Source organism: Flavobacterium plantiphilum (genome assembly GCF_046000495.1).
GTDB lineage: Bacteria > Bacteroidota > Bacteroidia > Flavobacteriales > Flavobacteriaceae > Flavobacterium > Flavobacterium plantiphilum.
This window is the reverse complement of sequence record NZ_JBELQA010000003.1, coordinates 14,948-31,664: the sequence shown is the minus strand read 5'-3', so window position 1 is coordinate 31,664 and position 16,717 is coordinate 14,948. Positions and strand designations below refer to the sequence as shown.

Annotated in this window: 15 protein-coding genes; 1 reads left to right on the top strand and 14 read right to left on the bottom strand. The window is 34.0% G+C overall.

Features of this window, described 5'->3' with window-relative positions:
- The first annotated feature begins 6 nt into the window (after positions 1 to 6).
- Positions 7 to 1,104, top strand: coding sequence for a DUF3078 domain-containing protein (locus tag ABS764_RS05515; RefSeq protein ID WP_408080805.1), 1,098 nt, complete (start codon positions 7 to 9; stop codon positions 1,102 to 1,104).
- Between the two features lie 4 nt (positions 1,105 to 1,108).
- Here the strand turns inward: ABS764_RS05515 and ABS764_RS05510 are convergent, their stop codons facing one another.
- The 14 genes from ABS764_RS05510 to ABS764_RS05445 all read right to left on the bottom strand — a co-directional run bounded on the left by ABS764_RS05510 (position 1,109) and on the right by ABS764_RS05445 (position 16,638).
- The gene (locus ABS764_RS05510) at positions 1,109 to 2,455 is read right to left on the bottom strand and encodes a deoxyguanosinetriphosphate triphosphohydrolase (RefSeq protein ID WP_408080804.1); all 1,347 of its coding nucleotides are present in this window, start codon (positions 2,453 to 2,455) and stop codon (positions 1,109 to 1,111) included.
- A gap of 236 nt (positions 2,456 to 2,691) precedes the next feature.
- Positions 2,692 to 2,856 (bottom strand): Lrp/AsnC ligand binding domain-containing protein, encoded by a 165-nt coding sequence (locus tag ABS764_RS05505; protein ID WP_408080803.1) that lies wholly within the window; start codon positions 2,854 to 2,856, stop codon positions 2,692 to 2,694.
- Positions 2,857 to 3,015: 159 nt separating this feature from the next.
- Positions 3,016 to 3,243 (bottom strand): hypothetical protein, encoded by a 228-nt coding sequence (locus ABS764_RS05500; RefSeq protein WP_408080802.1) that lies wholly within the window; start codon positions 3,241 to 3,243, stop codon positions 3,016 to 3,018.
- Between the two features lie 42 nt (positions 3,244 to 3,285).
- Positions 3,286 to 4,701, bottom strand: a complete 1,416-nt coding sequence (locus tag ABS764_RS05495; protein ID WP_408080801.1) for an efflux transporter outer membrane subunit — start codon at positions 4,699 to 4,701, stop codon at positions 3,286 to 3,288.
- A gap of 132 nt (positions 4,702 to 4,833) precedes the next feature.
- Positions 4,834 to 7,998 carry an efflux RND transporter permease subunit gene (locus ABS764_RS05490; protein WP_408080800.1) on the bottom strand — a complete coding sequence of 1,055 codons (3,165 nt, stop codon included), beginning with the start codon at positions 7,996 to 7,998 and terminating at the stop codon, positions 4,834 to 4,836.
- A gap of 11 nt (positions 7,999 to 8,009) precedes the next feature.
- Positions 8,010 to 9,152: an efflux RND transporter periplasmic adaptor subunit gene (locus tag ABS764_RS05485; RefSeq protein ID WP_408080799.1), complete on the bottom strand. Its 1,143-nt coding sequence runs from the start codon at positions 9,150 to 9,152 to the stop codon at positions 8,010 to 8,012.
- A 214-nt stretch (positions 9,153 to 9,366) separates the two neighbouring features.
- Positions 9,367 to 9,945 carry a TetR/AcrR family transcriptional regulator gene (locus tag ABS764_RS05480; protein ID WP_408080798.1) on the bottom strand — a complete coding sequence of 193 codons (579 nt, stop codon included), beginning with the start codon at positions 9,943 to 9,945 and terminating at the stop codon, positions 9,367 to 9,369.
- A gap of 174 nt (positions 9,946 to 10,119) precedes the next feature.
- A complete protein-coding gene (locus tag ABS764_RS05475; RefSeq protein ID WP_408080797.1) occupies positions 10,120 to 10,869 on the bottom strand; it encodes an SDR family oxidoreductase in 750 nt (249 codons plus the stop codon).
- A gap of 75 nt (positions 10,870 to 10,944) precedes the next feature.
- Positions 10,945 to 11,232, bottom strand: coding sequence for an ArsR/SmtB family transcription factor (locus ABS764_RS05470; protein ID WP_408080796.1), 288 nt, complete (start codon positions 11,230 to 11,232; stop codon positions 10,945 to 10,947).
- A gap of 185 nt (positions 11,233 to 11,417) precedes the next feature.
- Entirely contained in the window at positions 11,418 to 11,747 is a 330-nt protein-coding gene (locus tag ABS764_RS05465; protein ID WP_408080795.1) for a hypothetical protein, read from the bottom strand.
- Positions 11,748 to 11,901: 154 nt separating this feature from the next.
- Entirely contained in the window at positions 11,902 to 12,396 is a 495-nt protein-coding gene (locus ABS764_RS05460; protein WP_408080794.1) for an RDD family protein, read from the bottom strand.
- Between the two features lie 183 nt (positions 12,397 to 12,579).
- Positions 12,580 to 12,792 (bottom strand): addiction module protein, encoded by a 213-nt coding sequence (locus tag ABS764_RS05455; protein WP_408080792.1) that lies wholly within the window; start codon positions 12,790 to 12,792, stop codon positions 12,580 to 12,582.
- A 138-nt stretch (positions 12,793 to 12,930) separates the two neighbouring features.
- Positions 12,931 to 13,830, bottom strand: a complete 900-nt coding sequence (locus ABS764_RS05450) for a hypothetical protein (protein WP_408080790.1) — start codon at positions 13,828 to 13,830, stop codon at positions 12,931 to 12,933.
- A gap of 411 nt (positions 13,831 to 14,241) precedes the next feature.
- The gene (locus ABS764_RS05445; RefSeq protein WP_408080788.1) at positions 14,242 to 16,638 is read right to left on the bottom strand and encodes a ribonucleoside-diphosphate reductase subunit alpha; all 2,397 of its coding nucleotides are present in this window, start codon (positions 16,636 to 16,638) and stop codon (positions 14,242 to 14,244) included.
- Positions 16,639 to 16,717: the final 79 nt, after the last annotated feature.

The window sequence follows — 16,717 nt, the reverse complement described above, 5'->3', positions numbered from 1 at the left end:
TCAATAATGAAAGTACAAAAACAAACTCTTCTTATTCTGTTATTACTATTTATTACTGGGACCAGTAGTTTTTCGCAGGTTGTTAAAGATACAATTGTTGCGGATTCCATTGCTACAGATTCAATCCCTAAAATAATACTTCAGCCGGTATTACATGATAATTTTTACAGAAAACCTTCTCCTCCTAAATTAAGATACACAATTGCAAGAACGGTTAAACTTCCTGAAATTATAAAAATAGAACCACATTACTCACACTGGCACGGCAAAAACATTTTAGGATTTGACATTTCCGAAATTGCGTTTGTAAACTGGAGTGCGGGTGGTACCAGTTCTATTTCAGGATTACTCAAAGGAGATTTCAACCGAACTTATGAGAGAAAATACATGAAATGGGTGAACGAACTCAGTATCAGATACGGAATGAATAAACAGGACGGTGTTGAAGTTCGTAAAACCGACGATGCTTTTCGGTTTAATTCTACTTTTGGATACCGAAAAAACCCTGAAAGCAACTGGTTTCATTCGGGAAAACTTAATTTTAACACTCAGCTGACTAACGGATACAAATATCCGAACAAAGACAATCCTATTTCACGACTCTTTGCACCGGCATATATGTTTTTAGGAACCGGAGCGGAGTATAGCAAGAAAAATAAAGATTTTGTTTTTTACGCTTCTCCTTTTACTTATAAAGCAACATTAGTGTGGGATCAGGATTTAGCTAACAATGGATCTTTCGGGGTCGAAAAAGCGATTTATGATGAAGACGGAAATATTGTCAAAAGAGGAAGAAGAGCTAAAAATGAAGTCGGTGTATTGATTACAAATCATTACAAAAGTGAAATTTCCAAAAATGTGATTTTTGTGAGCAATGTGAGTCTCTATTCAGACTACATTAACAAATTTGGAAATGTCGATGTAGACTGTGATTTAGCTTTAAATTTAGTCGTAAATCAATATGTAAAAGCAAATATTGGTGCCCGTATTTTATACGATGATGACATCAAAAACAAAACAGAAATTGATGGCGTTGAGGTTACCGAAGGACCTAAAACCCAGTTAAAACAGGTTTTAGGAGTAGGTATTACATATGCTTTTTAAGCCATTATCTTTTTTTGCTACCATTAATGGTCTCATATAATTCTAATGCATTTCCATCTGTAAGCAAGGATACGTAGTGACAAATGTGCAGCAAACGATCATATAGATTCTCTTTTTCCAGATGGTGTTTTTCCGGCAATAATTTTAATATTAACTTATCATAATTAGAAGCTGTACCATTAAATGTATTGTCATAAGCAGTAATAAATTTATCCAGTAAAGTCTGTATAATCTGATAACCTACTAATTCTTTTTCAATGACTTCACGGCTTTGATAAATTTTATCAATACTAATTTTGATAATGTCATCCATCTGAGCTTTGTATTTGCTTTTGTCCATTAATGCAAATGGAAATTGCCCTTTTAAAATAGCCTCTTCATTAGCGATAAACACTTTTACGGCATCATTTATCAGGCTGCTTATCGCTAATGCCCTTAAATAACTTATACGGTCTTCTTTAGTTTCTAAAGTTTTATATTTGGAAGTATTAATACTGTCTTTTACTAATTTAATCAAATATTCCAAAGCAAAATCTTCGGAAACCAAACCTAAATTTATACCGTCTTCAAAGTCAATGATAGTGTAACAGATATCATCTGCAGCTTCAACTAAATAAGCCAGCGGATGTCTTTCAAAACCAATATCCTCACCGGATTTATTGGGAATCAAACCCATATCCTGAGCGGCTTCTTTAAAAAAAGCCGCATCAGCCTGAAAGAAGCCATATTTTTTATCGGAGATATTTCGGGTAGGTTTTTTGGGCAAACTCTCCTTTGGATATTTCATAAACGCACCCAGAGTAGCGTAGGAAATGCGAAGCCCGCCCTCAATTCCCGGACGGCTTGAAGTCATTACCGAAAAACCATTGGCATTTCCTTCAAAATCAATTAAATCCTGCCATTGTTTTGGGCTCAGATATTCCTGGTATTTTTTTCCTTTTCCAATAGAAAAATATTCTCCTATAGCTTTCTCTCCGGAATGCCCAAATGGAGGATTTCCAATATCATGCGCTAATGATGCTGCGGCAACAATAGCTCCAAAATCATTCATGTGAAATCCATGAATATCTTTTAAATACGGATATTTTTCTATAATTTTTTTTCCAACCAAACGTCCTAAAGACCTTCCCACTACAGAAACTTCCAAACTATGCGTTAATCGGGTATGTACAAAGTCAGTTTTAGAAAGCGGAATTACCTGGGTTTTATCCTGTAAACTTCTAAAAGCAGCCGAAAAAATAATACGATCATAATCTACTTCAAATCCTAAACGGGTGTCATCCTGTTCAATTCGTAATCGTTTACTTGTATCGCCTTGCCTTTTTAAAGATAAAAGTTGTTCCCAGTTCATATTGATGGTAGATTGTAGATTTATAAGTTTAGATAAAAAAATCAAAAATACATTTATTTTACGATTTATAAGGTAAATTCGAGGAAACACAATCACATCAAAAAAAGTAGATTCTGAGATTTTCATTTATTGATTCACATGAAAATCTGTGGTAAAAATATATATCTCAAAAATTCAATTCCGTACTATTTTTAATTTCGCCCATGACAAATATAGTTTGAGTGTTTCCTATATTCTCAATAGTAGATAATATCTTCGATTAAAATTTTCAGCATAAAATCATAATCACCTGCAATATTATAGCACTCAATAATCTCCGGAAGCGCCACAATATCTTTTACAAAATTGGCTCCTACATTTTTTGCATGCTCTTTAAGACGCACATTACAAAAAACAGTCATTGGGAAGAAACTAAAAAAGCACTGATTGAAATGGTAAATGCCGCTAAAAAAATGCGTATTGCTGCCAAAAATACTGTTCTTGCTTAATTTTTTTTTTATTATTTAAAAACCCTGGCTGAGTTAATCTCAGCCAGGGTTTTTGCATTTATTGATACCTGATTACAAAGCCATCTGATTGTATTTAATTTGATGTTCCATAAAAATTAACTGGATTTCTGAATAAGACAAATTCGAATTTTCGATAGAAATCAGACTATTCTTTTCCTGCTTTTTAAATTTCAAAATAGCATTGGGACTTAAATTTAAAAGATCATAAGTAACCCAAAATTTCTGATACACAGAGTTAAGATCGGTATTAAAAAGATAATTATTAAATTTTGAATTCATTTTTTTCTGCTTAAAATTATTTAAAAAATAGTTATAAACCGGTTATTCCCATCCACCACCAAGAGCACGATACAATTCGACATTTGACGACAAACGTTCCTTTTTTATTGATGCGAGTTCCAGTTCTGCAGCCAAAAGGTTTCCTTGAGCAACAATCACTTCAAGATAAGTAGCCATTCCGCTTTTAAAAAGCAAATCTGCATTTCCAATTGCTTTTTGAAGCTTTTCCACGCGTTGTTTTGCAATAGCAAATTGTTCTTCCTGCTTGTTAATTTTTGCCAGAGCATCAGATACTTCCTGTACCGCAACTAAAACGGTTTGTTTAAACTGTAAGATTGCCTGTTCTCTTTGAACCTTAGCCACTTCATATTGGGTTTTTAGTTTTTTACCGTTCAAAACCGGAGCTGTTAATCCACCTGTTACTGATCCAAATAAAGAAGCCGGAATATTAAACCAGTTGTTAAACTCAAATGAGTTCACACCGGTTACGGCAGTGATATTCAAAGCCGGGTACAAACTTGATTTTGTAATTCCAACTTTTGCATTCGCCATTTTTAACGCCAGTTCAGCACTCTTAACATCCGGTCTTTTTTCCAACAACTCAGACGGAATCCCTGCTGAAAGATTTTCTTTGACAAGAATTGTGTTTAGTTTACTTTCCCTTTCTTTAGCATCCGGAAAACTTCCTGATAAAACACTTAAAGCATTTTCCTGAATTTCTATATCCTGCTCTAATTTGGGAATTAACTGAGCCGCTACTAATCGTTGTGCTTCGGTTTGATCTTTTGCCAGCGAGCTTAACTGACCGGATTCAAACTGTAAATTAACAATGAAGAGCGTACTGTCATTTAGAACCAACGTTTTTCTGGCAATTTCCAGCTGTGCATCGAGCATAAGCAAATCATAAAACCCTTTTGACACTGTAGCTACAATAGTAGTTTGCAATGCTTTTTTAGCTTCAGCTGTTTGCATAAATTCAGCTAGAGCACTTTTTTTCTGGTTTTTTATTTTACCCCAAATATCCGCTTCCCAAGATAAATTTAATCCGGCTGAAAAATCTTCCAGGTGTTTTTGTCCTAAAAACTGAGAGGTACTTAATCCGTTCAGACTATTATCGGAAAGACGGTTCGTTACTGCCGTAGCATAGGCATTCAGCTGAGGAACATTTCCCCATTTAGCCTGCTTAAATTTCAAGTTAGCAATTGCTATATTTTGCTCCGCAATTTGTAAATCGTTATTTTTTTCTAATGCAACATCAATAAGCTTTACTAAATCAGGTTCTTCAAAAAAAGATTTCCATTTAATATCCGCACTACTTGTGGTATCAGCAGTCTTTTGATTCCTGAAATTCTCAGGAAGTGCCTCTTTGGGAGCTTCAATATCCTTTGAAACGGTACAGGATAGTATTGTGAGGATCAAAATGGCGACCATCACAATTTTAGTTATATATTTTTTCATTTTATAAATTGTCATTAAATTTCTGTACAAGTATCTTTTCTGCTTTCTAAATCTTTAGAAATCCTGTACGATATATAGCCGATGCCAATAATGACGGCCAGCAGAATTGTCGTTATAAAATTTTCCATTTTTTTATTTTTCTTCGTTATGAATTACGGCTATCGGTTTTCCGGTAACTTTTTCCTGTAAATGCTGGAATACGATGAATAAAACCGGAATGATTAATAACCCCAGAATTACTCCTGAAACCATACCTCCCGCAGCGCCAATACTAATGGAATGGTTTCCCTGTGCAGACGGTCCTGTAGCACCCATCATCGGAATTAATCCTACTACGAAAGCCAGTGATGTCATGATAATAGGACGCAAACGTAGTTTAGCCGCCTCTATTGATGCTTTGACTAATGCTTGTCCGGATTTTCTTTTCTGAACGGCAAATTCAACAATCAGAATCGCATTTTTGGCAAGCAATCCTATAAGCATTACCAATGCCACCTGTACATAAATATTATTTTCGATTCCTGTTAAACCTATTGCAGCAAATACTCCAAAAATTCCTGCCGGAATAGAAAATATAACTGCTAATGGCAAAATGTAACTTTCATATTGTGCAGCAAGTAAAAAGTAAATGAATATCAGACACAATAAGAAAATAGTTGCCGACTGCCCTCCGGATGAAATCTCTTCCCGGGTTTGTCCTGAAAATTCATAGGCATAACCTGCCGGCAGTTGTTGTGCAGCTACTTCTTCGATTGCTTTAATAGCATCACCAGAACTAAATCCAGGTGCAGGAATAGCATTGATAGAAATAGAGTTAAACAAATTGTATCTCGAAGCGGTTTCTGAACCATAAATACGACTTAGTTTTACCAATGTGTTGATAGGAACCATTTCGCCATTGTTATTTTTCACAAAAACTCTGTCAATAGATGACGGATCGGCTCTGTCATCAATATCAGCCTGCACAACTACTCGGTAATATTTACCAAATCGGTTAAAATCAGATGCCTGGGCACTACCAAAATATGCCTGCATGGTTTGTAAAATGTCTTTTACTTTCACTCCCAATTGATCGGCTTTTTCATCGTTGATATCCAATTGCAATTGCGGATAATCGGCTTTGAAAGAGGTAAAGGCAACTGCAACTTCTGGACGTTTCATTAATTCGCCAATAAAGGTTTGAGAAATTCCACTGAATTTATCCAGTTTACCGCCGGTTTTATCCTGCAACACCAAATCTAAAGCTTCCACATTACTAAATCCGGGAACAGTAGGAAAACTAAATACAAAGAAACTTCCGCCTGAAATTGCACCTAATTTACCACGAACCTGATTCATAATTTCGTCGATGTTTTTCACTTCGCCACGCTCTTCATTTGGTTTCAACAATACAAAAACAACCGCTGATGACGGACTGGTAGAATTAGTTAATAAATTAAACCCTGAAATAGCAGTAACGTCTCTGGAAGCATCTAATTTGCTTAAAATATTTTCAGCTTCTGTCATTACTTTCTGTGTTCCGTCAAGCGAAGTTCCCGAAGGTGTGTTAACTGCAATGGCAATAAATCCCTGATCTTCTGTCGGGATAAACCCGGCCGGCGTTGTTTTTACCATTACAATTGTAGCAATAGTAATTAAAGCCAATCCACCCAAAGAAACCCATTTGTTACGAATTAAGAATTTTAATCCACCTATATAACGGTTGGTCAAGGATTCGAAACTATTATTGAATCCGGTAAAGAATTTCTCTTTAAAACCTGGTTTGGTATAAGGAATATTTCCATCATGTGGTGCGTGATTATCTTTTAAAAATAAAGCCGCCAATGCTGGACTCAATGTTAATGCGTTTACAGCTGAAATTACAATCGCAATAGCCATTGTAAAAGCAAACTGACGATAGAAAACTCCGGTCGAACCTTCCATAAAACCAACCGGCAGGAATACAGCGGCCATTACCAGCGTAATTGAGATAATAGCTCCCGTAATTTCATGCATCGCTTCATGTGTAGCTATTTTTGGAGACAGATGTTTGTGCTCCATTTTGGCATGCACCGCTTCCACAACCACAATAGCATCATCCACCACAATTCCAATTGCCAGAATTAAAGCAAAAAGTGTTAATAGATTAATCGAAAACCCAAATAACTGCATGAAAAAGAAGGTTCCTAAAATAGCTACCGGAACCGCTATGGCCGGAATTAAAGTAGATCTAAAATCCTGTAAGAAAATAAATACCACTATAAATACTAATAGAAAAGCTTCTAATAAAGTATGTTTTACCTGATCGATGGATTGATCCAATGACACTTTGGTACTATAAAAAATATTATGTTTGATATCTTTTGGAAAATCCTTCGAAGCTTTCTCCATTAATTTATTAATAGCAATCTGAATATCATTGGAGTTAGATCCAGCCAACTGAATAACACCAATTACAATTCCTTTTTTACCGTTCAAACGTGTTAAACTGTTATAAGAGTAAGCACCAAGTTCCACTCGGGCAACATCTTTTAATCGAAGTACAGAACCATCAGCATTGGATCGAATAGCAATATTTTGATAATCTTCCGGTTTAGTAAGTTTTCCTTTGTATTTGATTACGTATTCAAAAACCTCTTTACTTCGTTCTCCAAATTTACCCGGAGCAGCTTCCAGACTTTTGTCCTGAATTGCTGCCATAACTTCATTAGGCGTTACATTGTGTGTCGCCATTTGAGTTGGATTCAGCCAAACCCGCATCGAGTAATCTTTTACACCTCCAAAAATACTGGCAGAACCAACTCCCGGAATACGTTTGATTTCAGGGATAATATTAATTTGAGCATAATTGGCAACAAAAGTCTGATCGTATTTAGCTTCGTCATCAGTATACATACCAATCGCCATGATGAAACTATTTTGTTGTTTGGCGGTGATCACTCCTTGCTGCACTACTTCGGCAGGCAATTGACTGGTGGCTTGTGCAACTCTGTTTTGCACGTTAACCGCTGCTTGGTCGGCATCTGTCCCTAGTTTAAAGAAAACGGTAATGGCTAAAGTTCCATCATTACTGGCGGTAGAACTCATGTAAGTCATGTTTTCTACTCCATTTATAGATTCTTCCAGTGATGGTGCTACAGAACGTAAAACTGTTTCGGCATTTGCTCCAGGATACACTGCCGTTACTAAAACCGAGGGAGGTGCAATATCAGGAAACTGTTGTAAAGGCAATTTTGTAAGTCCAAGCACCCCGAGAATGACTAACAATATGGAGATAACCGTTGCCAGTACAGGTCTTTGTATAAATATTTTGAACATTTTTATAAAAATTATTTTTTAGTAATGATTTGTGCAACCTCAACAGCTGCTTTTTGAGGCTGAATTTCCTGTCCTTCCTGAAGTTTATCAATGCCGCTTAATACAATTTGGTCTCCGGATTTTACTCCCTCACTAACCAGATAGTTTGTGCCGCTTTTACCAATAATGCTGACAGGCATTTTACTTACTTTATTTTCTTTGTTTAAAGTGAAAACAAATACTTTATCCTGCATTTCAATTGTTGCTGATTGTGGTATCAAAATAGCATCGTCATGATTGATTCCTAAACGAATTTTCCCCGTATTTCCGGAACGCAAAGTTCCGTTTGCATTTGGGAAAGTAGCTCTCAAAGTAATGGCTCCTGTAGTTTTATCAAACTGACCGTCTACCATATCAATTTTTCCGGATTTTGCATAAGCATTATTATCCGCAAGAATCAAGGTTACAGGAGGCAGATTTTTAATTTTATCTCCAATTGTATTACCGTTATATTGTGATTTGAATTTGATAAAATCAGTTTCGCTCAATGAGAAATAAACAAAAACCTCGTGTACATCCGAAAGAGTTGTTAAAGGTTCAATATCGGTAGCAGAAACTAAACTTCCCTGCTTTTTAGGCAGCCTGCCTATGTAACCGCTAACCGGGGCTATCACATTCGTATATCCTAAATTGATTCTGGCTGATGCTACCATCGCTCTTGCCTGCTCAATATTGGCTGCAGCAATTTTTTGAGAAGCTTTAGCTGTTTTTAACTGATAATCTGAAACTACTTTGTTTTGCACTAAAGGAGCTAATTTATCTACTTCTAACTGAGCATTAATCAAAGCTGCTTCAGCAGCATGAAGACTGGCCAGAGCATTGTTTAACTGTTCACGAAAAGGACGCTCATTTATTTTAAATAAAGTCTGTCCTTTATTTACGTAAGCACCTTCGTCTACTAAAACACGGTCAAGATTTCCGCTTACCTGCGGACGAATTTCCACATCTACAGTTCCCTGAATTGATGCGGGATATTCGGTTTCAGTAGTCACATTTTCGTTAATAATACTTAAAACAGGTAACTTAGGTGCTTCAGGAGCTGGAGGAGCTGCATTCTTATCGGCGCAACTGATAAAAAATAGTGCTATTAGGCTTAGAAAAGTAACTTTTTTCATAATGAAGATTTGATTTAATTTGGTAATTACTATTGTTTTTGGAATAATCGTTTCAGAATTCATGCTGTTTTTAATTAATATTAATGTTTGTTGTATAATCACTTATTCTGAAATAAACGTTTCAGAATCAATGCTGTAATTTAAAAATGATGCTTTTAGTATGTATTGTTTTCTGAAATAAACGTTTCAGAATTCAGATAAAAAAAAAAGGAAATTATTTAAATATGTTTTTAATCAGAAATTCTGACATTTTTTTGATTTTTATTGGGTTGCCATGAAGGATATAGGATTGCTTCCATCCTGTGAAAGAAGTAACAATATATTCTGCCATTAAAGCGGCATCTTCTGAATCATCCATTTCACCATCATCCATTGCTTTTTGAACCACGGTAGCTATAAATTCGATAAAAACATCATTGTTTTTACTCATTTGATTGCGAACACTACAATCATCGGGAGCTATTTCAAAAATTGTTTTCATTCCCAAACATCCTTTATCACAATCAACAATCCAATCTGCTTTATCAGTAATAATTTTAATCAGTGCCTCTTTAGCTGATGGATATTTAACCACTTTTTCTTTTACTTCAGTCATCGCATTATCAAAATAATTGCTGATGCACTTCATAAACAATTGGTGTTTGTCGCCGATGGTGTTGTATAAACTGCTTCTGTTAATCTGCATAGCATCTACGAGATCCTGCATTGAAGTAGCATTATATCCTTTTTCCCAAAAGACATTCATTGCTTTTTCAATTTTTTCCACTTCGTTAAATTCTACACAGCGAGCCATATGAGTTTAATTTACATTTTGCAAAGATATAATTATTTTTGAAACAAGCGTTTCAGAATACGATTTTTATTTAAATTTTAAAAGTGAACATCCGGTCTGGGCTAAATTTCCCCGGATGTTTCATCCTCTTGAAAAAAACTATTTATAATTATGATGAAAGTATTTATTTTATAGTTACAGTGTTGCTGCACCTCCGTCAAGTAACAACTCACCTCCTATCATAAATTTAGAATCATCGGAAGCCAGGTAAAGAAATCCTGCTGCTATTTCTTCTGAAGTTCCTAATCGTTTAGCCGGAATTCCTGAAGCCAAATGATTTTTAGTTCCGTTTACTTCTTCTTTTGAAGCCCCGTTTCTTGCAAAGAGTGGTGTATCAATTGGTCCGGGCGAAAGTACATTTACACGAATATTTCTGTCTAATAATTCTGCCGATAAAGTTCTTGCTAACGAACGAACAGCAGCTTTTGATGCCGAATAAGCTGCCAAAGTAGCAAAACCTTTATGAGCAACCGTGGATGCTGTAAGAATAATTGAAGCCCCGTCATTCAGATAGGGTAATGCTTTTTGTACACTAAAGAACACACCTTTAAAGTTGATATCGCTCGTCTGATCAAACATCTCTTCGGTAAAATCAGCAAGGGGCGATGCAATAAAAACACCTGCATTAATCACTAATACGTCAATTTTTCCAAAAGTATCTTTTACAGCCAAGTAGCTTTTATCAATGTTTTTGATATCCGAAACATCACTTATGACTCCGATTGCTGCATTTCCTATTTCAAAAACCGCTGCATCAATGGTAGCTTTATTACGTCCTGTTATGGCAACTTTAGCTCCTTCTTCAGCAAATAATTTAGCTGTTGCTAATCCGATACCGCTGTTCCCTCCTGTAACAACAGCAACTTTGTTTTCTAATTTTTTCATTTTTTGCATTAACAATTTAATTATTATAAGTATTTAAATATCTAAATATTTCGATTTATATGATTAGAAAAAAGGCTAAAAGCCTAAATTCGCAATATACCGGCTATAAGCCTCGCACATTTCTTTATTGATAACAAACTTCAGATTCCGTCCTTCTTTTTCTGACAATAACAATTCAGCTTCTACTAATTGTTTCAAATGATGAGACATCGTTGATTGTGCCAGATTAAAACATTCAGAAACTTCACAACACTGCATAAAATCTTTACGCTTACTAATCATATCCAGTATTTTTAACCGATAAGGATCTCCTAACGCTTTGGATATTTTTTCTACCTGTTTTATATTTAATGGGGTAATCATGAGGCAAAGATAATAAATAAATCGATTTATTTCGATATTTATATTTAAAAATTTTTTCAGACAAGAATTAACGGACAAAACAATATACGGAACTTACAATAAAATATTTGCTATTCCCTGAATCTACACATCGAAGAAAGGATTGAACTGTTTTCAAAATAATCTATTTTTCTCTTTTGAGAATTTTAAAAAACAGTATTTTTTTTCAGTTTATTGAATGGAATACTGTCAAGATATTTTAAAAAACAACTCTTATTTTCCAAAAGAATTGTTTTATACAAATTACTTTTATACTTAAAATCTTTTTTAATATTTAAAAACAAATGTTTTTGCAAGGCATTCATAAATAAACTATCTGCAATAAAAAGGCGGTTGAATTCTATAAAAAAAGCGACTACAAAAACCTCAATATTACTAGCCTGTCTGGAATACATAATCATATCATTTGTACATACAGCATACATTAAACGAATAATAGCCGTACCTGTATTTTTTATATACTGAATTGCTTTCATAACTATTTCATTTAGTACTAATACAAATGTAAATTAGAAAAGGCTCTGACTATTTATACTATTTCAGGATAGTTTTATGAAATTCTGAATAAAATAAAAAAACAGCCATTAGAACAATAGCTGTTTTAAACTTTAATATTTCTACTTCAACATTTTACATCACATCCGTAATAAGTTTATTTTGATTTTTTCTGACATTGAGCAATTCTCTCTTCTTAACCACATAGGTTTTTGAAAAAACATCATGCCAGCCTCTGGGAACAGACCCCAAAAAAGAAAACACTTCAAAAGGAATAAAACGACAACAGCTTCGGATAAAAAAGGTTTTTTTAGCAGGCTTAGATCCGTCACTGTTTACAACTATTGTATGAGTAATTAATTTTGCAATAGTACGGGAAAAATACATCTCAGTAAGCCAATAGTACAAAAAGGCAATTATTAAAGAATAAACACCTATTTCAGATTTGCTCATATTTTTAACCCAATTGGATAACTCAAAATTATCTACAGCAAGTGCAATTAAAATAATTGTAGTTCCTAAACTCAGGATTAAAATATAAATAAATATTAAATCAACAAACCAATTCAGAAAGCGCTGAAACTGGGTTGCCTGCAAATTATCTGTGATTACAAATTTTTCATTTTCCATACTATTAAATTTAGTGTTAAAAAAAGAAATTCACGACCAATGTCTATCTCAAATATAAGTAATTATTAGCTAAAACAGAAAGAAATCAGGCTTTATGTTTTTCAAATAAAGCAAAAAATCTATTCGAAAAACACTTTTCAAACAGACTTTTTATTTTTTAAATAGCTCTTTAACGAACAAATTTTATACACTTCGGATGGCTTTCAAGTGATTTTTAACCTCATCCCAAGTATATAATTCTGTTTTCCCTTCTTCTAAATTTTGTATTCGAATATCCAACTCTCTTTTTACCTCATCAGAAATTTCTAAATCATTTTTAGAAACACTATCCCACAATTGTTCAGCGAGAACAATTTTTTCAGCATCGCTGTATTTAGACAAATTTTTAATTTCCATAACCAACTGAATTAGTTTTAATTATTACCATTTAAGCAAATTTAAGTTTAAATAAGAATCGTTTTTAACTCCGTTATCCAAATGGAATAGCTCTAAAAAAAAAACAGCCATCGTTTCGATGACCGTTTCATTAACTATTTAAGCAGCTAGATTAATTAAACCTAATGAAATTCTAATTAAAGACTCAGTAGTTGGTTCTCCATCTTCAAATTCTATTAAACTTGTCACATCAACGTTTGACCTAATTTTATCTTTATTTTTAATATAGAAAGTTTTTGATGCTCTACCATACTCTAAAACAAAAGCTATCTCATTAAATTCACCTTTATCTAAAAAAGGAATTCTATCTTCAGTTGAAGCAAATGAATTGAAAAGAGCAACTAATATGTTCTTTAATTCCTTACCTTCATTTGAGATTCCTTTGGGTTTAAAAATCCTCTCTTCTTTACCTAAATTAATATTACCAACATTATCAGTTTCATCACCATCTATCAACCTAAACTCCTTTAATATACCATATTCTAAGAAATTTTTTATAAAGTATCTAGGTGGAGCTTGTTTTAAATGCAAATGATAATTTGAGACTCCTTTTAATTGCATAAACTTATTAAAAGCATTTTCAAAAATTTGCTTTACACCATGATTTTCCTTCTTTTCAACTATCAGAAAACCCTGTTTAGCTCCTTTTGGAACATGAATCAAATAGAAGAAATCTTTTGAAACTAAATCCTTTTTGAAAATATCAAATTTTAAACGATTGGTTGAACCATCTTTTACTTTACCTTTTTCTCCTGTATAAGCTGAATCAAAATAACCAGAAATAATTCTTTCCTCTGAGTCTTTTTTTTGAATCTTATCAAGCGTAAAAGTCCGATATTTACCTTGATTATCAATATATTTCCTTATATTTTCGTGGATATAACTACAAAAATCATTCATTGTGTCTAACAAGTCTTCTTCTTCATTGTAAAAACTTAGGACTTGTTGTTCTTTTGCTTTATTTAAAAGCTCAAATCTGTAAATATTCAAATTCGTCATTGTCTTCTTATTTTAAAAGTTATTAAATTTTATTGTTAATAAATCACAACATCAGAATCCACAACCACTAACGTAGTTTTTTATGGGAGATATGCTTTGTGATGAAAAATTTAACTTGGAAAGAAGACTTGAATTTTATACTTTTGAAGTATAAAATAAGCGGGTGAGGTAACCTCATCATCTTTATATTACTTAATTAAAAGCTTCCGACGGCATTATTATTAAGTTTTCCAAGTTAGGGATATCTAGAAGATATCCCTTTTTTATGTATGCTATTCTTGTTTTTTCTTTACCTCCGTAATTATTTAAAGTTATTATTTTTATAAAAGGCCTCAATTAAGAAGCCTTTCTTGTTTACAATACAAAAATATAGAAAATATCTATATATAAATATTTTTTAATAGGAAATATTTATGCTCCACACATTTCGCAGTCTTCCGGACCGCCAGCCTGTGCCTGTAAAATCATTTTTTTATAATCGTCAATATTAATAGATTCTGTTTTAATTTCTTCATTAGCCACAGGGGTTTCCTCTTTTTTATCATTATTTAAGGTAAACTTAATCGCATCTACAGCTGATTTTGTTCTTAAATAATACATTCCTGTTTTCAATCCTGATTGCCATGCATAGAAATGCATTGATGTCAATTTAGCATAATTAGCATCCTGCATGAACAAGTTTAATGATTGTGACTGGTCAATAAAATACCCTCTTTGACGGGACATATCAATAATGTCTTTCATAGACATTTCCCAAACGGTTTTATACAATTCTTTCAGGTCTTGAGGAATCACATCAATGTTTTGAACTGATCCGTTGTGACGCATGATTTCTTGTTTCAGACTTTCATTCCACAATCCGCGTTCAACTAAATCATGTAATAAATGTTTGTTTACCACAATAAACTCACCTGACAATACACGACGTGTATAAATATTTGAAGTATAAGGTTCAAATGCTTCGTTGTTTCCTAAGATTTGAGAGGTAGAAGCCGTAGGCATTGGCGCTACTAATAATGAGTTACGCACTCCATGCTCCATTACTTCTTTTCTTAATGAAGCCCAATCCCAACGCCCGGATAATTCTTCGTCTTTTAATCCCCATAAATTATGTTGGAATTCTCCTTTAGAAATTGGAGAACCTTCATAAGTTGAATAAGGTCCTTCTTCTTTTGCCATTTCCATAGAAGCGGTTACAGCAGCAAAGTATAACGTTTCAAAAATTTCCTGATTCAGTTTCTTAGCTTCATCACTTGTAAACGGCATACGCAACATGATAAAAGCATCGGCTAACCCCTGAACCCCTAAACCTACCGGTCTGTGACGAAGGTTAGAATTCTCAGCTTCCTGAACCGGATAGTAATTTCTGTCAATTACTTTATTCAGGTTTCTGGTAACACGTTTGGTAACATTAAATAAAGCTTCATGATCAAATTTTCCGTTCTCCACAAACATTGGTAATGAAAGCGAAGCCAGATTACAAACAGCAATTTCATCCTTAGACGTGTACTCCATAATTTCGGTACACAAGTTAGAAGAACGAATTGTTCCTAAGTTCTTTTGGTTCGATTTACGGTTAACTGAATCTTTATACAACATATAAGGAGTTCCTGTCTCTATTTGAGATTCCAGAATTTTTTCCCATAACTCACGTGCTCTGATAGTTTTTCTACCTTTTCCTTTAGCTTCATAATCTGTATACAAAGCTTCAAATTCTTCTCCGTATACATCATACAATCCAGGACATTCATTAGGACACATTAAAGTCCATTGTCCGTCTTCCTGTACACGTTTCATGAACAAGTCCGAAGTCCACATTGCAAAGAATAAATCTCTTGCACGCATTTCTTCCTTTCCGGTATTTTTTTTCAAATCTAAGAATTCGAAAATATCAGCATGCCATGTTTCGATATAAATCGCAAAACTACCTTTACGTTTTCCTCCACCCTGATCTACATAACGAGCCGTATCGTTAAATACTCTCAACATTGGAACAATTCCGTTGGAAGTTCCGTTAGTACCACGAATATAAGAACCTGTAGCACGAACGTTATGAATAGAAAGTCCAATTCCTCCCGCCGATTGCGAAATTTTAGCCGTTTGCTTCAACGTATCGTAAATTCCGTCAATACTATCATCCTGCATTGCCAAAAGGAAGCACGAAGACATTTGAGGTTTCGGTGTCCCTGCGTTGAATAATGTTGGAGTAGCATGTGTAAAGAACTTTTTAGACATCAGGTCATATGTTTCTAAAACAGCAGTTAAATCATCTAAATGAATCCCTACAGCTACACGCATTAACATATGTTGTGGTCTTTCAACAATTTTACCGTTTATTTTTAACAAATAAGAACGTTCTAATGTTTTGAAACCAAAATAATCATAATTAAAATCTCTGGTATAAATAATATGCGAATCTAAAAACTCTGCATTTTCCTGTATTACTTTAAAAACCTCATCCGAAATTAACGGAGCTTCCTGACCGTTTCTAGGATTCACATAATGATACATTTCGGTCATTGTTTCCGAAAATGATTTTTTTGTATTCGAATGCAAGTTTGAAATTGCAATTCTCGCAGCCAACTGAGCATAATCCGGATGTGCAATTGTCATCGAAGCCGCAGTCTCGGCAGCTAAATTATCTAACTCTGACGTAGAAACTCCATCATATAATCCTTCGATTACTCGCATTGCCACTTTTACGGCATCCACTAAATCATTTAAACCATAGCAAAGTTTTTTAATTCTTTCTGTGATTTTGTCGAACATTACTGGCTCTTTGTGGCCGTCTCTTTTTACTACGTACATAAGTTTTTTGGTTTTGTAAAACAGAAAATCCCTTCTCTGCTTTGGGTTATTTGTAATCTTTGTTTTGCCCGTGGGCGAT